General features: G+C 70.4%; 20 protein-coding genes. 8 read left to right on the top strand and 12 right to left on the bottom strand.

Annotated elements, in window-relative coordinates:
* Window positions 1-101 precede the first annotated feature (101 nt).
* Both BGM09_RS30515 and BGM09_RS30510 read right to left on the bottom strand, forming a co-directional pair.
* Window positions 102-968: an HpcH/HpaI aldolase/citrate lyase family protein gene (locus BGM09_RS30515; RefSeq protein ID WP_188284962.1), complete on the bottom strand. Its 867-nt coding sequence runs from the start codon at window positions 966-968 to the stop codon at window positions 102-104.
* Complete coding sequence (locus BGM09_RS30510; protein ID WP_188284961.1) at window positions 965-2029, bottom strand: HpcH/HpaI aldolase/citrate lyase family protein; 1065 nt, start codon at window positions 2027-2029, stop codon at window positions 965-967. Before BGM09_RS30510 ends, BGM09_RS30515 begins: the two co-directional genes overlap by 4 nt.
* Window positions 2030-2237: 208 nt before the next feature.
* On the opposite strand from BGM09_RS30510, the gene BGM09_RS30505 reads away from it, so the two are divergent.
* On the top strand, window positions 2238-2453 hold the full coding sequence (locus tag BGM09_RS30505; protein WP_188284960.1) for a type II toxin-antitoxin system VapB family antitoxin: 216 nt from the start codon (window positions 2238-2240) through the stop codon (window positions 2451-2453).
* Window positions 2450-2872 carry a PIN domain nuclease gene (locus BGM09_RS30500; RefSeq protein WP_188284959.1) on the top strand — a complete coding sequence of 141 codons (423 nt, stop codon included), beginning with the start codon at window positions 2450-2452 and terminating at the stop codon, window positions 2870-2872. Before BGM09_RS30505 ends, BGM09_RS30500 begins: the two co-directional genes overlap by 4 nt.
* Window positions 2873-2972: 100 nt before the next feature.
* Here BGM09_RS30500 and BGM09_RS30495 read toward each other — a convergent pair whose 3' ends face one another.
* Entirely contained in the window at window positions 2973-3851 is an 879-nt protein-coding gene (locus tag BGM09_RS30495; RefSeq protein ID WP_188284958.1) for an SDR family oxidoreductase, read from the bottom strand.
* A gap of 63 nt (window positions 3852-3914) precedes the next feature.
* Here BGM09_RS30495 and BGM09_RS30490 point away from each other — a divergent pair, with 63 nt between their 5' ends.
* The 6 genes from BGM09_RS30490 (at window position 3915) to BGM09_RS30465 (ending at window position 7464) form a co-directional block, all read left to right on the top strand.
* The gene (locus BGM09_RS30490; RefSeq protein WP_188284957.1) at window positions 3915-4511 is read left to right on the top strand and encodes a TetR/AcrR family transcriptional regulator; all 597 of its coding nucleotides are present in this window, start codon (window positions 3915-3917) and stop codon (window positions 4509-4511) included.
* Window positions 4512-4603: 92 nt separating this feature from the next.
* A complete protein-coding gene (locus BGM09_RS30485; RefSeq protein ID WP_188284956.1) occupies window positions 4604-5428 on the top strand; it encodes a helix-turn-helix transcriptional regulator in 825 nt (274 codons plus the stop codon).
* Window positions 5425-5643, top strand: coding sequence for a DUF397 domain-containing protein (locus BGM09_RS30480; RefSeq protein ID WP_188284955.1), 219 nt, complete (start codon window positions 5425-5427; stop codon window positions 5641-5643). Before BGM09_RS30485 ends, BGM09_RS30480 begins: the two co-directional genes overlap by 4 nt.
* A 78-nt stretch (window positions 5644-5721) precedes the next feature.
* On the top strand, window positions 5722-6201 hold the full coding sequence (locus BGM09_RS30475; protein ID WP_188284954.1) for an SRPBCC family protein: 480 nt from the start codon (window positions 5722-5724) through the stop codon (window positions 6199-6201).
* Between the two features lie 81 nt (window positions 6202-6282).
* Window positions 6283-6861: an RDD family protein gene (locus tag BGM09_RS30470; RefSeq protein ID WP_188284953.1), complete on the top strand. Its 579-nt coding sequence runs from the start codon at window positions 6283-6285 to the stop codon at window positions 6859-6861.
* 69 nt (window positions 6862-6930) lie between these two features.
* Window positions 6931-7464 (top strand): hypothetical protein, encoded by a 534-nt coding sequence (locus tag BGM09_RS30465; RefSeq protein ID WP_188284952.1) that lies wholly within the window; start codon window positions 6931-6933, stop codon window positions 7462-7464.
* On the opposite strand, the gene BGM09_RS30460 is transcribed toward BGM09_RS30465, so the two are convergent.
* The 9 genes from BGM09_RS30460 to pruA all read right to left on the bottom strand — a co-directional run bounded on the left by BGM09_RS30460 (window position 7457) and on the right by pruA (window position 17157).
* Complete coding sequence (locus tag BGM09_RS30460) at window positions 7457-7960, bottom strand: YfbM family protein (protein WP_188284951.1); 504 nt, start codon at window positions 7958-7960, stop codon at window positions 7457-7459. The genes BGM09_RS30465 and BGM09_RS30460 overlap by 8 nt on opposite strands.
* 50 nt (window positions 7961-8010) lie before the next feature.
* Window positions 8011-8469, bottom strand: a complete 459-nt coding sequence (locus BGM09_RS30455; protein ID WP_188284950.1) for a GNAT family N-acetyltransferase — start codon at window positions 8467-8469, stop codon at window positions 8011-8013.
* A gap of 119 nt (window positions 8470-8588) precedes the next feature.
* Complete coding sequence (locus BGM09_RS30450; RefSeq protein WP_188284949.1) at window positions 8589-9527, bottom strand: hypothetical protein; 939 nt, start codon at window positions 9525-9527, stop codon at window positions 8589-8591.
* Window positions 9528-9823: 296 nt separating this feature from the next.
* A complete protein-coding gene (locus tag BGM09_RS30445; protein ID WP_188284948.1) occupies window positions 9824-10342 on the bottom strand; it encodes a hypothetical protein in 519 nt (172 codons plus the stop codon).
* A gap of 222 nt (window positions 10343-10564) precedes the next feature.
* Window positions 10565-12178, bottom strand: coding sequence for a citramalate synthase (gene cimA / locus BGM09_RS30440; RefSeq protein WP_188284947.1), 1614 nt, complete (start codon window positions 12176-12178; stop codon window positions 10565-10567).
* Between the two features lie 549 nt (window positions 12179-12727).
* A complete protein-coding gene (locus tag BGM09_RS30435; RefSeq protein ID WP_188284946.1) occupies window positions 12728-13816 on the bottom strand; it encodes a branched-chain amino acid aminotransferase in 1089 nt (362 codons plus the stop codon).
* 202 nt (window positions 13817-14018) lie between these two features.
* A complete protein-coding gene (locus BGM09_RS30430) occupies window positions 14019-15062 on the bottom strand; it encodes a 3-isopropylmalate dehydrogenase (protein WP_188284945.1) in 1044 nt (347 codons plus the stop codon).
* A 75-nt stretch (window positions 15063-15137) separates the two neighbouring features.
* Window positions 15138-15281, bottom strand: coding sequence for a hypothetical protein (locus tag BGM09_RS30425; RefSeq protein WP_188284990.1), 144 nt, complete (start codon window positions 15279-15281; stop codon window positions 15138-15140).
* 244 nt (window positions 15282-15525) lie between these two features.
* Window positions 15526-17157 (bottom strand): L-glutamate gamma-semialdehyde dehydrogenase, encoded by a 1632-nt coding sequence (gene pruA / locus BGM09_RS30420; protein WP_188284944.1) that lies wholly within the window; start codon window positions 17155-17157, stop codon window positions 15526-15528.
* Between the last annotated feature and the right edge of the window lie 7 nt (window positions 17158-17164).

Below are 17164 nucleotides of genomic sequence, written 5' to 3'. Positions count from 1 at the left end.
ATGGTGGATCCCAACAGAAGCGCACGCGGGCGGGGCCCCGCCGCCGGTCGGCCGGGCCCCGCTTCCTGTCGCTTTTTGCCCGTACTTGACGGGCATCCGGGTCAGCGTCCGGCGACCGCCTCGGCCAGGGCGAGGACCCTGCGGGCCTCTTCCACGTGCAGGTTCTCGATCATCCTGCCGTCCACGGTGACCACGCCGCGCCCCTGTGACGTGGCCTCTTCGAAGGCTTCGACGATCCGGCGGGACCTGTCGATCTCCTCCTGCGCGGGGGCGAAGATCCGGTTGCACGGTTCGATCTGCGTGGGGTGGATCAGTGTTTTGCCGTCGAAGCCGAGCTGCCTGGCTTGTCGGGTCTCGGCTTCGAAGCCGGGCAGATCACGTACGTCGTTGTAGACACCGTCCAAGACGGCCTTGCCGCTCGCGCGGGCCGCGAGCAGAGCGAGCGACAGACCGGTGAGCAGCGGGGCCCTGCCCGGTACGTGCTCGGCACGCAGTTCCTTGGCGAGGTCGTTGGTGCCCATGACGAGGACGGTGAGCCGCGGGGAGGCCGCCGCGATGGCCGCGGCGGCGAAGACGGCCCGCGGTGTCTCGATCATCGCCCAGATCGCGGTGCGGTCCGGGGCTCCGGCCCTCACCAGGGCCGCCTCGACCTCCCGTACGGTCTCCGGGGAGTCGACCTTCGGTACGACGACGGCGTCCGGGGCCGCTTCCGCCGCGGCCTTCACGTCGTCGGCGTGCCAGGGGGTGCCGGGCGCGTTGACCCGGATGGTCAGCTCGCGGTAGCCGTACTCGCCGCTCGCGGCGGCCTCGGCGACGCGCTTGCGGGCGTCGGCCTTGGCGTCGGGGGCGACGGAGTCCTCCAGGTCGAGGATGAGCGCGTCGGTGGGGAGGGTCTTGGCCTTCTCCAGGGCGCGGTCGTTGGCGCCGGGCATGTAAAGGACGGAGCGGCGGGGGGTTTCGGTGGTCATGCGTTGCCCTCCTTCTCGGCCGCCGCGTAGGCGTCGGCCAGCTCCGGGTCGCGGGCCGCGAGGTCGGCCGCCAGTTCCGACACCACCAGGCACTGCTTGTACGTGGCGTCGTCCTGCATCTTGCCGTCGATCATCACCGCGCCCGTACCGTCGCCCATGGCGTCGATCACCCGGCGCGCCCAGGCCACGTCCTCGGGAGCGGGCGAGAAGACCCGCTTCGCGACGGCGATCTGCACTGGGTGCAGCGACCATGCGCCGACGCAGCCGAGCAGGAAGGCGTTGCGGAACTGGTCCTCGCAGGCCGTCACGTCCTGGATGTCCCCGAACGGCCCGTAGTACGGCAGAATCCCGTGCGCCGCGCAGGCATCGACCATCCGGGCGATCGTGTAGTGCCACAAGTCCTGCTGGTACGTGGCCCGGGGCGCGCCCTCTGTCGTGGGGTCCTCCCGCACCAGGTAGCCGGGGTGTCCCCCGCCGACCCTGGTGGTCTTCATCCGGCGGCTCGCGGCGAGGTCGGCCGGGCCGAGCGACAGCCCCTGCATCCGGGGGCTCGCGCCCGCGATCTCCTCCACGTTGGCGACGCCGGTCGCCGTCTCCAGGATCGCGTGCACCAGGATCGGCCGTTCGACATGCGCCTTGGCCTCAAGCTGTGCCAGCAGCCGGTCCACGTAGTGGATGTCCGCCGCGCCCTCGACCTTCGGCACCATGATGACGTCGAGGCGGTCGCCGATCTCCGTCACGAGCGTCAGCAGGTCGTCCAGCGCCCACGGCGAGTCCAGGCTGTTGATCCGCGTCCACAACTGCGTGTCCCCGAAGTCGTTCGCCTTCGCGACCGCCACCAGGCCCTCGCGCGCGGCGACCTTGCGGTCCGCCTGTACCGCGTCCTCCAGATTCCCCAGCAGCACGTCGACCTGCGGCGCCAGCGTCGGCACCTTCGCCGCCATCTTCTCGTTGCCGGGATCAAAGAAGTGGATCATCCGCGAGGGCCGGAACGGCACCTCGCGCACGGGGGCCGGCGCCCCCACGGCCAACGGCCGAAAGAAGTCCTTCGCCGAACGCATGCCATCTCCCGTTTCATCGATCGAGGGTGGGGAGCCTACGTCTGTGCCCGCACGTATGAGCCCGCCCGCGCCCATCCGTACGCCGCTCACCTTATGGCTGCGGCCCGCTCCGGGTTACCCGACAGTACGTGTGCCGTTGCTCACGGGACTGTGGATATCTGACCAGATATACTTGGCATCCAAGCTGATATCAAAGGCGGTGCATCACATGAGCCGGACAGTGATCGACCTGGACGACGACCTGCTCGCCGACGTGGCACAGGCGCTCGGCACCGGTACGAAGCGCGAGACGGTGAACAGCGCCCTGCGCGAAGTGCTGGAGAACCGGAGACGGGCTCTCGCCCTCACGCGACTGCGCGCCCAGGCCGCCGACGGCGCCTTCGACCTGGAGATCTTCGAGAACAAGGAGAACTACCGCCGGTGAGCGCGGCCCAATTTCTGATCGACACCAGCGCCCTCGCGCGGATCATGCGTGGCGACGCGGAGCAGTTCGGCTGGGACCAAGCGGCAGCGGCCGGTCTGATCGCCACCTGCCCGATCACCGAGCTGGAGTTCTTCTACAGCGCACGGTCGGCCGCCGACCGCGCTACCGGCATCGCCGACATGCGCGTGCTGTTCGGCAGGGTGCCCGTGGACGACCGCGCGTACGACCGCGCCTGGCAGGTGCAGGGCCTTCTCACGGAACGCGGAGAGCATCGCAGCGCCGGCGCCGTGGACTTGATCGTCGCCGCCACAGCGGAATTGCAGGGCCTCACTCTCCTGCACCGCGACCGCGACTTCGAGTGCGTCGCGGCCGTCACCGGCCAGGCACTTCAGTGGTACGGGCCTCCGGCCGGGAAGTAGCCCGCTCGCACCGGGCCGGGTCGCCGGGAGAACGGGCCCTCCTACGGGCCCTCCTACGGGCCCTCCTACGGGTCCACGTAGCGGGTCGCGGTCGGCGAGGCTACGAAGCGGGCGTGAACGCGGACGCGTGGTCGGCGGCCCACTGGTGAAACGTTCGCGGGGCCGTCCCAAGAATGTCGGCCACTGCGGTGGTGACGTAGGCGGGCTGTCCGACCGCCGCACTCCACGCGGCGAGCAGCATGTCGATGACCGGGCCGGGCACCGCGCCCTCCGACAGGCTCCGGAATGCGTCCGGCGTCATCTCCTCGAAGGCGATCCGGCGCCCGAGGGCGTCACCGATGACGCCCACCTGCGCGGTCTGGGTCAGGGACTCGGGGCCCGTGAGGACGTAGTCGCCTCCGGCGTGGCCGTCCGGATGGAGGGTGCGCGCCGCGACAGCCGCGACGTCGCGGTCGTCGACCGGTGCCGTCTCGGCAGCGCCATAGGGCCAGCGGACGACCTCTCCGGCCCGGATCGCGGGCGCCCACCAGGCCAGCGAGTTGGACGCGAGCATGCCCGGCCGGATGATCGTCGGCTCGAGTCCGGTGGCCGCGATGAGCCGCTCGATGTCCGCGTGCAGCGCCGCCATGGGATTGGGCTGTCGAAAAAAGGGGTGCGGGGTCCGGTGCGGGGAGGAGAGGAAGACGACCCGCCGCACGTGGGCCGCCAGCCGCTCGACCACTGCCGGGGCGGTCCGAGGCGGGGCGGTCCAGACGAGGAAGACCGCACCGGCGCCGTGCAGTGCCGGGTCGAGCGACTCGGGCACGGTGAGGTCGCCGGTGAAGACCTCGACCTCCGCCGGCAGCGTCGCCGCCGCCTCGGAGCGATGGGTGAGGGCGCGGACCGGGACGCCCGCGTCGAGAAGCCGGTCGATGACGACGCGGCCGATCCGGCCGGTCGCCCCGGTGACGAGCACGGGAGGAGTGTGTGTCTGATTCATGCCGCCCATGAAAACGTTACTGAGTTAAAAAAGCAACTCGGTTACGAATGTTACTGTGGTCGGATGAGCGAGCCGACGGGACTGCGGGCCCGCAAGAAGGAGCGGACGCGCGACGCCATCGGCGACGCGGCCGTCTCACTGTTCCTGGAGCACGGCTTCGACCGCGTCTCGGTCAACGATGTCGCGGCGGCTGCCGAGATCTCCAAGCCGACCCTCTTCCGGTACTTCCCCACCAAGGAAGACCTGGTGCTGCACCGGTTCGCGGACCACCAGGGCGAGGCGGCACGCGTCGTATATGACCGCGGGCCCGGCCTTCAGCCGGTGACGGCGCTGCACCGGCACTTCCGGGCCGGACTCGATCGGTACGACCCCGTCACCGGCCTCAGCGACCATCCCGAAGTGGTGGCGTTCCACCGGCTGGTGTTCACCACACCGAGCCTGGCGGGCCGGCTCACGCGGTACCAGCTCGAAGACGAGGAGGCCCTGGCGGACGCCCTCGGCAACGGCATCCAGGCACGCCTGCGAGCCGCCCAGGTACTCGCGGTCCAGCGGGTCCTCGCCCGGACCAACTGGCAGAAGATCGCCGACGGCCGAACCGCCCACGACGTCCGCCCCGAGGCTGTGGCCGACGCCGACCTGGCCTTCAGTCAACTGCGGTGACGGGCGCCGCCGCCGCCCCTTCCGCACCCGTACAACGGGACTGTACGAGCCGGACGAGGGTGGCGCGGGTTTGGGACGGAAATAGAGATCGCATGCCCTACGGAAAGCGACCACGAAAAAACTCAGCGTGGCGCGTCATCGGCGCCACGGTCGGCCAGTTCAGGCGTGCGAGCGGTATGTCGCAGCAGCGGCTCGCCGACGAGGTGAACCTGAGCCTGGACCAGATCGCATCGATCGAGCAGGGCCGCAGACCGCTCGGCCTGCGGCTGGCCCGCCAGCTCGACCAGTTGCTCCGCACAAGTCAGACGCTGGAGGTGGCCGTCGCCGAAGTGCCGCAGGCGGAGCGGTATCCGCTGTTCGCGCAGGACTACATGGAGGAGGAGCCGCTGGCGCTGAGCCTGATGTCGTACGAGAACCAGGTCGTGCCGGGCCTGCTCCAAACCGAGGGTTACGCGCGAGCCGTGTTCGGCAACCTGTATCCGCCGCTGAGCCCCGACGAGCTTGAGGAGAAGGTCGCCGACCGAGTGACCCGGCAGAGCATCTTCGATCGCTTGCCCTGGCCGCCGATGATGACATTCGTCCTGGAGGAGTCCATCCTGCGACGACCGATCGGCGGCCGTAGGGAGTTGCACCGCCAGATCGCACACCTGAGGGAGCTGGCCCAGCTCCCCTTTCTGAACATCCAGATCATGCCAACCGACCGTGAGCATCACGCGGGGCTCGCAGGTCCGATGGTGCTGCTGGAAACGCCCGCTCACGAGCACTTGGCATACCTGGAAGGTCAGCACGTGAGCGTCCTGGTCGATGACCCAGATGATGTCGCTCTGCTCCAACAGAAATATGGGATGCTGCGTTCACAGGCCCTCACGCCCGAGGAGAGCATGAGCCTGATGGACGATCTGCTAGGAGACCGATGAACCGCGCAGCACGGCCGAGCCCCTCCCCCGACCTCGTCTGGGTCAAGTCCAGCTTCAGCAGTGATGCGGGCGGGAACTGCGTCGAGGTGGCCGCGCATCCGCAGGCGATTCACATTCGTGACTCAAAGGACCCCGAGGGCCCGGCTCTCACGGTCACGCCCGCCGCGTGGTCGGCGTTCGTGACGTTCGCCGCCGCGCAGCAGCCCGCGCTCTGACGTATCGGGCGACACGTCCGACGGATCGCCCGCACGGCATGAGTGCGGGCGCCGCCGTTCCGGTCCTAGACTCGGCTCATGGGTAGGACCGACCGCGCCAGCCGGGTCATCGCGGCACCACCGGCGACCGTCTACGGCGCCCTCCTCGACCGCGACTCCCTCGAAGCGTGGCTGCCGCCTGACGGTATGCGCGGCCGTATCGAGCACTGGGACCCGCGCCCCGGCGGCGGCTTCCGTATGGTGCTCACGTATCTCGACGCGGCCGACAACCCGGGCAAGTCCTCGGACGCGACCGACGTCGTCACCGTCGCCTTCACGCAGTTGGTCCCACACCGCCGGGTCGTCCAGCAGGCCGTTTTCGAGGCGGACGACCCGCTGTACGCGGGCACTATGACGATGACCTGGTCTCTCACGCCCGCCGACAACGCCGCCGACGACGCCACCGAGGTCGCCGTCACGGCCACCGACGTACCGCCCGGTATCGACCAGGTCGACCACGAGACCGGCATCGCGTCCTCGCTCGCCAACCTCGCTCTGTACGTCGAACCGATCGGCTGACCTGACCGTTTGGCCGAGCGGTACGCAATCGTTGCAGGTAGAGGGTTGTCTCCTGCCGGTGGGCCCTGTGTACTCGGCGGCATGAGTGACAGACAGCCACCTCCATACGACGGCAACAACGGCGGACAGTCCGGCCCCTGGGAGCACGACCCGCAGGGGCAGCAACAGCCCAACCCCTATGGCCAGCCCGGCCCTTACGGGCAGGGACCCATACCGTCCTACCCCGGCGGCGGCCAGCCTGACGTCGCGAACTACGGTCAACAGCCGACCGGAATGCCCCCGTTGGCCAACTGGGGCGCGCGGGCGGGTTCGTACCTCCTCGACGCGCTCATCATCGGTGTCCCGTACGCGATCCTGCGTTTCGGCATCGGCGGCACGGCCGGGGCCCTGCTGGGCGCGGTCGTCGCCCTGGCCGGTTCGATCTACTTCTCCTACCTGGAGGGTACGACCGGGCAGACGCCGGGCAAGAAGATCGTGGGCACCCGCACCCTGCGCGAGGCGGACGGCCAGGTCCTCGGCTTCGGCCTGGCCTTCGGCCGCCGCCTGCTGCACATCCTGGACGCGCTGCCCTGCTACCTCGGCTTCCTGTGGCCTGCCTGGGACGCCAAGAAGCAGACCTTCGCGGACAAGATCGTCCACTCCGTCGTCATCAAGCCCTGACCCGCACCCTGTTGTCCGTGTGCCCCGGCCCTGTCGCCGGGGCGCCCGGACACGGATAGGCCCACCGCCATGGACTGGGACCACGAACCCCCCTGGCGCGACAACATATGGGTGCGCCTCGCGGCCGCCGTGCTCTACGTCGCCGTGTGCCTGTTCGCGCGGCCCGCTTCCGCCGTCCCGGCCATCGGTTGTTCGGGGATCGCATTGGCGTTCCTGTGGCAGGACCTGAGAACCCGGCGGCACATCGCCCGGGAGACCGGGCTCACCCCCCGGCAGGTCGCCGTGGCCGCCCGCCTCATGCGCAAGGAGGACATCCCCTCCGACCCCACGGCCCGCCACGCCATGACCCTCCTGCTGCACCGCCAACGCCGGACCGCCCGCACCGCCCGCCGCCTGGTGCTCGCCCTCGCCGCCCTCTTCGCCGTCCTGGGCACCGCCCTGCTCGTCTGGGGGCCCACCGCCAAGGACCTCGCCGTCCTCCACCTGGCCCTCGCCGCCCTCCTCCTCGCGACCCTCCCCTTCGCCCGCCGTACCACCCGGCGCCTCGCCCGCACCGAAGCCCAACTCACCCCACCCGCTCCGCTGCCCTGGACCCCTAGCTGAGCCAGAGGGCCATCGCGTCGCCTTCGCTGGCTGCGGCCTGGAAGAAGGGGACGAGGGCCTCGTAGTGCTGGGTCGCGTATTCGAGCATTTCGAGGGCCTGGCCCTCGACGCTCGGGTAGAGGACGCCCTCTTCGACCTCGGTTTCGGTGAGGCCCTTGGTGAGGGCGGCGGCGGGGAGGGCGGTCAGGGCGGCGGCGGCCGTGCGGACCTGGTCGGGTGTGAGGTGGCGGGGCGGGCCGTAGCCCCAGTCGCCCGCGCCGGGTATCGGCTGGCCGCCGTGGACGATGTCGAGCGGGAACTCGATCCGCCGGAACAGGAAATCGAGCGTGTCCCACGCCTTGTCGATGTCGAGGCAGCGCGGCTGGCCCGCGCCCGTGGTCTCCTCCGACCCGGTGTACATCTGGTCGAAGACGAACTTCTGCACCCAGTCCGGTTCCCGGACGGCGCGGTCGAGTTCGGCGGGTGTCAGACGTGCGTAGTTCTCGATCATGCCCATACGTCGCATGCTAGGGCCGGGGTCTGACACCCGCTCTCCCTGGAGGGGGGTTACGGCCAGCGCATGGAGAGGTCGGGCTCCTTTTCCATGTTGCGGGAGCCGTCGTTCATGTCGACCAGCGTGAAGCCGTGGTGCTCGTAGAAGGCGCGGGCGTCGGTGTTGCGCTGGAAGGCGAAGAGGCTGAGGCCGGCGGGGCTGTGGGTCTTGGCACGGGCGAGGAGGCGGCTGCCGATGCCCTGGCGGCGCACCTCCGCCAGGAGGTAGAGGGCGTCGAGGACGCCGTCCTCGACGGACGCGTAGCCGACGACGGCGCCGCCCCGCTCGGCCACCCACACCGCCGAGCCGGGCAGCACGATGTCCCGTACCCACGCCTCCACTTGGGCGTCCGTCCGGGTGCGCGGCGGCAGGTACGGCATGGTCACCTCGCGCGAGGTGACGTGGACGTGCGCGATGGCGGCGGCGTCGGCCGCCACCGCGTCCCTGACGATGGTCTCGGGGGTGTCTGTCACCCGCGTGACCTTACGTATCGGGGGCCGTGGGCTCGACCCGTTTTCCGGCGACCGTCGCGGGTGCGGGGTGGGTGCCTGGGCCTCAGACTCGGTCGCGCGGTAAGTGAGGGCGGCACTCCTCACAGGGTGGGCAGGTGCAGGCGGCCCCGGCCCTCCCGGACGTTGGGCAGGACGGTCGGGTCGCCGACCAGCGCGCCGTCCAGGTCCGTCGTCACCCGCAGGGCGTGTTTGCCGAGGTAGACGGGGCCCGGCTCCGGCTCGTCGCGGTAGAGGACGAAGCCGGTGACGCGGTCGACGCGGTTCGGCAGCAGCCGCCAGACGCCGGTCGCGGAGCACACCGTCGCCTCCGGGACCGCCTCGGCCAGCCACGCGGCGGCGCTCGCCTCCACGGCGGCGGCGAAGCGCTGACCGTCGTCGAAGGGGCGGACGAGGTCGAGGTGGCCTGAGCCGGGGACGGGGACGCCGTCGTGCCATTCGAACCAGGCGCGGTAGTACGGGCGTTGGCCCGACAGGGCGGCGAGCCGCCGTCTCGCGGTCACCCGCAGCAGCGTCGGAGCGCTCGGGTCGCGGTCCTTCAGACCCGCCGCCAGGTCGGGGTGGGCGATCAGTACGGTCGTGGGCGTGGCGCAGGACCAGCGGGTCAGGCAGGCGGCGATACGGGTGAGGAGGTCGTCGACCGTTCCGTTACGGGGGTCGGCCGCGATCCACGGCTCGGCGACGACGTTGCCGAGGGCGTACACCTCGTAACCGCCTTCGCGGAACGCCGCGTCGAGGCTGCGCCACGCCTGCGCCCGTTCCAGGGCGTCCGCCACCGCGTTGCGCAGCTCGCCCTCTTCCGGCTCCGCCCGGTCCACCCTCAACCGCACGACGGCGTCCGGGTCGTCCGTCACCCGGAACGTCACCTCGGCGCCGCCGGCCGCGGGGAAGCGGGAACGTGCGCCGTGGACGGCCAGCCGGCTGGGGAACACCCGCTCGCCCATACGTGCGGCCACCCGGCGCTGCCGCCGCGTCCCGAGCAGACCTGTCGCCGCTCCGAGCAGCATCACCAACCACAGCACGGGGGGCTCCTTTCGCCTTCCCCCCACGCTAGCCGTCCGCCTCCGGCGCGGACCTGAGCACCCGTACTCATCCTTCTCGGGGCGCGGCCCCGTGGCGAAGGGCCTTGTGCCCGATAGGGGCGCGGGGAACTGCGCTGCCCGCCCCCACCGGCCGGTGGTCCGGAGACAACCGAACTGCCCCACCGGGGCGGGTGGTGACCTGCGGGAGCATCGTGGCTGGCCGCGCAGTTCCCCGCGCCCCTAACAACAAGGCCCTGCGCAACGGCAGCGTGCCTTCCCCGCGCCCCGGAGGGGGGTCAGCAGCCGCCGCAGGTGTAGAAGAGGGCGTCCCAGTGGCTGCCCTCGTCGGCGTAGATGTTGCCGGAGGCAGCCTGGTACTGGGGGTAGCCGTCGCCGCGGAGACCGATGTAGGTGAAGGCGTTGTGGATGTAGTTGGTGATGCAGGTGTTCTTGCCGAAGTCGAGCTTGTAGCCGTTCCAGTGGGAGTACGTGCCGCTGGCGTGGCCGGTCTCGGTGCCGCCGGTGATGTTGAGGGCGCAGCCGCTGGCGTGCTTGAGGGTGACGGCGCCCTGGGCGGTGGTGAGGTTGAGCTGGTCGAAGGACGTACACGTCGAGACGTTGCGGTTGGAGCAGCCGCCGGAGGACGACCAGGTGATGCCCGCGCCGCTGAACATGCTGGTCGCCTGGGCGTGGGTGAGCTTGCTGACGGCGAACGCGTCGGTGGAGCTGGCCAGTCCGATGCCGGGGGCGAACACCGCGGTGAGGACGAGGGTCAGGACACTGAGCACGGATCGGGCGCGCAGACGTAGCGTCATACGATTTCCTCCTGCTGTTTCCGCTGGGGTGGGTGGTGTGCGGGTGACCGGTGTGCAGGTGGCGCAGGAGGAGTGTGCCCGAGGTCTACGCGCGTCCGCCAGTGTCTGAACATGAACGGTCCCGGTCGCGAGGAACACGACCGGGACGAGGGGCACGGCAAAGACCGGTAAAGGCCGGTAAACGGACCGCAAAGGGTGACGCCCCAGGGGGCCGAAATCCCCCTACTGCTCCTGGGGTTCGAGACCCGCGCGCAGCAGCCCGTACGTGTACGCGTCGTCAAGTGCCGCCCAGGACGCGGCGATCACATTGTCGGCGACACCGACCGTGGACCACTCGGCGGCGCCGTCCGTGGTGGTGATCAGGACGCGGGTGGTGGAGTCGGTGCCCGAACGGCCTTCGAGGATACGGACCTTGTAGTCGACCAGCGCGAACGCGGCGAGCTGCGGGTAGATCCGACCGAGGGCCGCGAGCAGGGCGCGGTCCAGGGCGTTGACCGGGCCGTTGCCCTCGGCGGTGGCGACGATGCGCTCGCCCTTGGCCCACATCTTCACCGTCGCCTCGTTGGCGTGGGTGCCGTCGGGGCGGTCCTCGGTGATGACGCGCCAGGACTCGGTGCGGAAGAAGCGGCGCGGGCCGCCGTTCTCAGCGCGTTCCAGCTCCTCGCGCAGCAGCAGCGCGAACGACGCGTCGGCGGCCTCGTACGTGTAGCCCTTCAGCTCCCGTTCCTTGACGCGCGCGACGACCCGGCCGACCAGTTCGCGGTCGCCGCCGAGGTCGATGCCCAGTTCCTTGCCCTTGAGCTCGATGGAGGCGCGGCCCGCCATGTCGGAGACCAGCATCCGCATGGTGTTGCCGACCTGCTCGGGGTCGATGTGCTGGTAGAGGTCGGGGTCGACCTTGATCGCGGAGGCGTGCAGACCGGCCTTGTGCGCGAAGGCGGAGACGCCGACGTAGGGCTGGTGGGTGGAGGGCGGGAGGTTGACGACCTCGGCGATGGCGTGCGAGATACGGGTCATCTCGCCGAGCGTGCCGGGCGGCAGGACGCGGCGGCCGTGCTTGAGTTCCAGCGCGGCGACCACCGGGAAGAGGTTGGAGTTGCCGACGCGCTCGCCGTAGCCGTTGGCGGTGCACTGGACGTGGGTGGCGCCCGCGTCCACGGCGGCCAGGGTGTTGGCGACCGCGCAGCCGGTGTCGTCCTGCGCGTGGATGCCCAGGCGCGCGCCGGTGTCGGCGAGGACCAGCCCGGTGACGGCCTGGACCTGGGCGGGCAGCATCCCGCCGTTGGTGTCGCACAGCACGACGACGGACGCGCCCGCCTCGTGCGCGGCCCGTACGACGTCGGTGGCGTAGGCGGCGTTGGCCTTGTAGCCGTCGAAGAAGTGCTCGCAGTCGACGAAGACGCGGCGGCCCTGGGCGACGAGGTGGGAGACGGTGTCCGTGACCATCGCCAGGTTCTCTTCGAGGGTGGTGCGCAGGGCCAGTTCCACATGCCGGTCGTGGGACTTGGCGACCAGGGTGATGACCGGGGCCCCGGAGTCCAGCAGGGCCTTGACCTGTGGGTCCTGCGCGGCGACGGCGTTGGGGCGGCGGGTGGCGCCGAAGGCCACCAGCGTCGCGTGTTTCAGGTCCAGTTCGGTGGCGGCGCGGGCGAAGAACTCGGTGTCGCGGGGATTGGCGCCGGGCCAGCCGCCCTCGATGAACCCCACTCCGAAGTCGTCCAGGTGCCGGGCGATCGTCAGCTTGTCGGCGACGGTGAGGTTGATTCCCTCGCGCTGGGCGCCGTCGCGCAGCGTGGTGTCGAAGACGTGGAAGCTGTCGTCCAGTTCGGCGGTCATGGCTGTCGTAACTCCTGTCGGGTGAGTGGGTTCCCTTCCGGACATGCGGATATCCGGAGGATCCAGCTCCACTTGCCCCCATCGTCCCTCGCGCCCCGCCTCCCGGCGGTGGTGGGCCGGAAAACGAAAAAACCTCTCGCGGATGCGAGAGGTCTGCACGCGGGTCTGGGCGGGTGACGCTCCCCTGTGGTCAGGGGATCAGTCACTGCGGACCGGCGTGCCTGCGGCCAATAATCACGTTGGCGTACGAGGACACCTTGGCAGTGTGCCACACGTGACAGCAATGTGGTCCGCCGTCTCACGATGCGGCCCGCCTCGCGGCAGCGGCGTACGGGCTGCCCTGCGGCAGCGGCGCCCTCGCGTCGGGCTGCGAGCCCCGAAGGGGCGCGAGGAACGGCGCGAGCAACCACGCACCCGCCCGGTGGTCGGGCGACAGCCTTGACAGCCCCACGGGGGCTGGTGGTGACGTGCGGGCACGTCAGGGCTTCTCGTGCGGGTCCTCCCCTGGCTACCACCGGGAGGTGTCCCGGCATCCCTCCCCGGAGGGGGTCACGCGCCCAGCGGGTGCATCCAGCCGTACGGGTCGGCGGCCCGGCCGCCCTGGATGTCGAGAAGCGCCTCCCGTAGGCGCATGGTGACCGCGCCCGGCGCGCCGTCGGCCACCGGCCAGCTCGCGCGGGTGGACTTGACGGACCCCACGGGAGTGATCACGGCGGCGGTGCCGCACGCGAAGACCTCGGTAAGAGTGCCGTCGGCGGCGTCCCGCTTCCAGTCGTCCACGGAGATCCGGCCCTCGCCGACCTCGTAGCCGAGGTCGGCGGCGATGGTGAGGAGGGAGTCGCGCGTGATGCCCGGAAGGAGGGAGCCGGACAGCTCGGGGGTGACGATGCGGTTGCCGTACACGAAGTACAGGTTCATGCCGCCCATCTCCTCGATCCAGCGGCGCTCGATCGCGTCGAGCCAGACCACCTGGTCGCAGCCGTGCTCGATGGCCTGGGCCTGGGCGACGAGGGAGGCGGCGTAGTTGCCGCCCGCCTTCGCGGCGCCGGTGCCGCCGGGCGCGGCGCGCACGTACTCCTCGGAGAGCCACACCGAGACCGGCTTGACGCCGCCGGAGAAGTAGGAACCGGCCGGGGAGGCGATCACCAGGAAGAGGTACTCGTTGGCCGGGCGCACCCCGAGGCCGACCTCGGTGGCGATCATGAAGGGCCGCAGGTACAGGGACGCCTCGCCCGCGTCCGGCACCCACGCCTTCTCCTGCCTGACCAGCACGTCGCACGCCTCGATGAAGGTCTCGACCGGCAGCTCGGGCATCGACAGCCGGCGCGCGGAGGACTGGAAGCGCAGCGCGTTGGCCTCGGGCCTGAAGGTGGCCACGGTGCCGTCGGGCTGGCGGTACGCCTTCAGGCCCTCGAAGATCGTCTGCGCGTAGTGCAGCGTCATGTTCGCCGGGTCGACGGAGAGCGGGGCGTACGGCACGAGCTGGGCATCGTGCCAGCCGCGTCCCTCGGTCCACTTGATGGTGACCATGTGGTCGGTGAAGTACCGCCCGAAGCCGGGGTCGGCCAGGATCGCCTCGCGCTCGGCGGCGGCCAGCGGGTGGGCGGAGGGCTTCAGCTCGATGGTGGATGTCGTCATGTCCGTGTCCTTCGCCGTGTTCGCTGTCGTTCGCCGTCGTTCGCCGTCGTGCGCTGCCGGGGATGGTGATGATGATGGGGATACGAGGACAGGTCCTAGGACGTCCGAGCATCCGGTCGCACTGCGGCCCCACCGCCGATTATCGCAGCGGTGGGGCCGGGTACCTACAGGTGGGGCCGAGCCCCGAGGTCGGACCGCCGTGTCAGGCGGATACGCGGGCGGCCAGCGCGTCGCCGATCGCGACCGTGCTGCGGGCGGGCTGTCCGGTGCGCTCGGACAGGTCGGCCCGCACGGCGGCGTCGATCCGATCGGCCTCGGCCTCGTAACCGAGGTGCCGCAGGAGCAGGGCGACCGAGAGCACGGTGGCGGTCGGGTCGGCCTTGGACTGGCCCGCGATGTCGGGCGCGGAGCCGTGCACCGGCTCGAACATCGAAGGGAATTCGCGGCCGGGGTTGATGTTGCCGCTGGCGGCCACGCCGATGCCGCCGGAGACGGCCGCGGCCAGATCGGTGATGATGTCGCCGAAGAGGTTGTCGGTGACGATCACGTCGAACCGCTCGGGCTGCGTGACGAGGAAGATCGTCGCCGCGTCCACGTGCAGGTAGTCGGTGCTGACCTCGGGGAACTCGGCGCCGACCTGCTCGAAGATCCGGGTCCACAGGTGGCCCGCGTACACGAGCACGTTGTTCTTGTGCACGAGCGTGAGCTTCTTGCGGGGGCGGGCCTGGGCGCGGGCGTACGCGTCGCGCACCACGCGCTCGATGCCGAAGGCGGTGTTCAGGCTGACCTCGGTGGCCACCTCGTGCTCGGTGCCGGTCCTGATCGAGCCGCCGTTGCCGGTGTACGGGCCCTCGGTGCCCTCGCGGACCACGACGAAGTCGATCTCCGGGGTGCCCGCGAGCGGCGAGGCGACACCGGGGAACAGCTTGCTCGGCCGCAGGTTCACATGGTGGTCGAAGGCGAAGCGGAGCTTGAGCAGGAAGCCGCGCTCCAGCACGCCCGACGGCACCGACGGGTCGCCGATCGCGCCCAGCAGGATCGCGTCGTGCGCCTTGAGCCGGCCGAGGTCGTCGTCGGTGAGCGTCTGACCGGTGGCGTGGTAGCGCTTCGCGCCGAAGTCGAACTCCTCCGTCTCCAGCTTGACGTCCTGCGGAAGCACGGCGGCAAGGACCTTGAGGCCCTCCGTCACGACTTCCTGACCGATTCCGTCACCGGGGATCACTGCGAGGCTGATGCTGCGAGACATGCCGTGCACCCTACTCCGCGTCCCAGCCATTGACATGGCGTGTCCGCATGCCGGACCAGGGGCCCGGGTACGGGGTCAGCGGGCCTCGTGGCCCGTGCTGCCGCCGTTGTCGCGGCGGTCCATGCTGCGCTGGAGGGCGCGGAGGGCGTTCTGGCGGGCGGTCTCGTCCATGGTGATCAACTCCAGGGAAAACTTGAGGAGATGGATGGCGGTCGCCACGGAACGGGGCGGGGGGCGGGCGCCGCGGGGGTGACCCGCGCGAAGGGCGCTGCTCGCATCCGCCGCTCGCTCGATGGAGCGAGACGTTCGGCTTCTTACAAAGTTAGGTCAGCGTGGCCGTCCTGTCGCCACAATTACTCGGACTTCCTACTATCTGAGACGACCGTCACTCATGAGGAGGCCCCCGCCACCGGATGGGGACCGGTGACGGGGGCGTTCTGGGGGGGCGGCGGGCCGGTCGGCCTCAGCCCTGGTGCGGGTAGCGGTAGTCCGTCGGCGGGACCAGCGTCTCCTTGACGGAGCGCGTGGACGTCCAGCGCAGCAGATTCTGCGCGGCGCCCGCCTTGTCGTTGGTGCCCGACGCCCGACCGCCGCCGAACGGCTGCTGGCCGACGACCGCGCCGGTCGACTTGTCGTTGATGTAGAAGTTGCCCGCGGCGAACCGCAGCTTCTCCATCACGTCGGCCACCGCGGCCCGGTCCTGCGCGATGACCGAGCCGGTCAGGCCGTACGCCGAGACCGACTCCATCTGCGCGAGCATCGTCTCGAAGTCGGCGTCCTCGTAGACGTACACACCGAGCACCGGCCCGAAATACTCCTCGCGGAAGATCTCGTTGGCCGGGTCGGTGGAGACCAGGACGGTCGGGCGGATGAAGTACCCGACCGAGTCGTCGTACGTGCCGCCCGCGACGACCTCGATCGTCGGATCGGCCTTGGCACGGTCGATGGCGGCCTTGTTCTTGGCGAAGGACCGCTCGTCGATGACGGCGCCGAGGAAGTTGGACAGGTCGGTGACATCACCCATCGTGATGCCGTCGACCTCGGCCGCGAACTCCTCCTTGAAGCCGCCGTCCCAGATCGAGCGCGGGATGTAGGCGCGGGAGGAGGCCGAGCACTTCTGGCCCTGGTACTCGAAGGAGCCGCGGGTCAGCGCGGTCTTCAGGATCGCGGGGTCGGCGGACGGGTGCGCGACCACGAAGTCCTTGCCGCCGGTCTCGCCGACGATCCGCGGGTAGGACCGGTAGCCCTCGATGTTCTCGCCGACCGTGCGCCACAGGTACTGGAAGGTCTTGGTGGAGCCGGTGAAGTGGATACCGGCGAGGTCCGGGTGGGTCAGCGCGACCTCGGAGACGGCGATGCCGTTGCCGGTCACCAGGTTGATGACGCCGTCGGGCAGCCCGGCCTCGCGCAGCACCTTCATCAGCAGGACGGCCGAGTGGGTCTGCGTCGGCGACGGCTTCCACACCACGACGTTGCCCATCAGGGCGGGCGCGGTGGGCAGATTGCCCGCGATGGCCGTGAAGTTGAACGGCGTGATCGCGTAGACGAAGCCTTCGAGCGGGCGGTGGTCGAGCCGGTTCCAGACGCCGGGGGCGTTGGCGACCGGCTGCTCGGCGAGGATCTGCCGCGCGAAGTGGACGTTGAACCGCCAGAAGTCGACCAGTTCGCAGGGGCTGTCGATCTCGGCCTGCTGGGCGGTCTTGCCCTGGCCGAGCATCGTGGAGGCCACGATCGTCTCGCGCCAGGGTCCGGCGAGCAGTTCCGCGGCGCGCAGGATGATCGCGGCGCGGTCGTCGAAGGCCATCGCGCGCCAGGCGGGGGCGGCGGCCAGCGCGGCGTCGACCGCGTCCTGCGCGTCCTGCGCGGTGGCCTCGGCGTAGCTGCCGAGCACGGCGCCGTGGTTGTGCGGCTGCACGACGTCGCAGCGCTCGCCGCCGCCCATGCGCTGCTCGCCGCCGATGAACATCGGCAGGTCGACGGGGTTGCCCGCCAGTTCCTTGAGCTTCGCCTCAAGACGGGCACGCTCCGGGCTGCCCGGCGCGTACGAGTGCACCGGCTCGTTGACCGGCGCGGGGACCTGGGTCACGGCGTCCATGAAGCGT

The organism is Streptomyces sp. CBMA29 (assembly GCF_014596445.1).
In the GTDB taxonomy this organism is placed as follows: Bacteria; Actinomycetota; Actinomycetes; order Streptomycetales; family Streptomycetaceae; genus Actinacidiphila.
This window is presented reverse-complemented; position numbering and strand designations above follow the sequence as displayed.

Bases quoted from the DNA above. Each gene is read 5' to 3' on its own strand.
- BGM09_RS30480 (WP_188284955.1), top strand. From the start codon at position 5,425: ATGAACCGCGCAGCACGGCCGAGCCCCTCCCCCGACCTCGTCTGGGTC.
- pruA (WP_188284944.1), bottom strand. From the start codon at position 17,157: ATGGACGCCGTGACCCAGGTCCCCGCGCCGGTCAACGAGCCGGTGCAC.
- BGM09_RS30475 (WP_188284954.1), top strand. From the start codon at position 5,722: ATGGGTAGGACCGACCGCGCCAGCCGGGTCATCGCGGCACCACCGGCG.
- BGM09_RS30490 (WP_188284957.1), top strand. From the start codon at position 3,915: ATGAGCGAGCCGACGGGACTGCGGGCCCGCAAGAAGGAGCGGACGCGC.
- BGM09_RS30465 (WP_188284952.1), top strand. From the start codon at position 6,931: ATGGACTGGGACCACGAACCCCCCTGGCGCGACAACATATGGGTGCGC.
- BGM09_RS30460 (WP_188284951.1), bottom strand. From the start codon at position 7,960: ATGGGCATGATCGAGAACTACGCACGTCTGACACCCGCCGAACTCGAC.
- BGM09_RS30470 (WP_188284953.1), top strand. From the start codon at position 6,283: ATGAGTGACAGACAGCCACCTCCATACGACGGCAACAACGGCGGACAG.
- BGM09_RS30445 (WP_188284948.1), bottom strand. From the start codon at position 10,342: ATGACGCTACGTCTGCGCGCCCGATCCGTGCTCAGTGTCCTGACCCTC.
- BGM09_RS30435 (WP_188284946.1), bottom strand. From the start codon at position 13,816: ATGACGACATCCACCATCGAGCTGAAGCCCTCCGCCCACCCGCTGGCC.
- BGM09_RS30430 (WP_188284945.1), bottom strand. From the start codon at position 15,062: ATGTCTCGCAGCATCAGCCTCGCAGTGATCCCCGGTGACGGAATCGGT.
- BGM09_RS30515 (WP_188284962.1), bottom strand. From the start codon at position 968: ATGACCACCGAAACCCCCCGCCGCTCCGTCCTTTACATGCCCGGCGCC.
- BGM09_RS30505 (WP_188284960.1), top strand. From the start codon at position 2,238: ATGAGCCGGACAGTGATCGACCTGGACGACGACCTGCTCGCCGACGTG.
- BGM09_RS30485 (WP_188284956.1), top strand. From the start codon at position 4,604: ATGCCCTACGGAAAGCGACCACGAAAAAACTCAGCGTGGCGCGTCATC.
- BGM09_RS30495 (WP_188284958.1), bottom strand. From the start codon at position 3,851: ATGAATCAGACACACACTCCTCCCGTGCTCGTCACCGGGGCGACCGGC.
- BGM09_RS30510 (WP_188284961.1), bottom strand. From the start codon at position 2,029: ATGCGTTCGGCGAAGGACTTCTTTCGGCCGTTGGCCGTGGGGGCGCCG.
- cimA (WP_188284947.1), bottom strand. From the start codon at position 12,178: ATGACCGCCGAACTGGACGACAGCTTCCACGTCTTCGACACCACGCTG.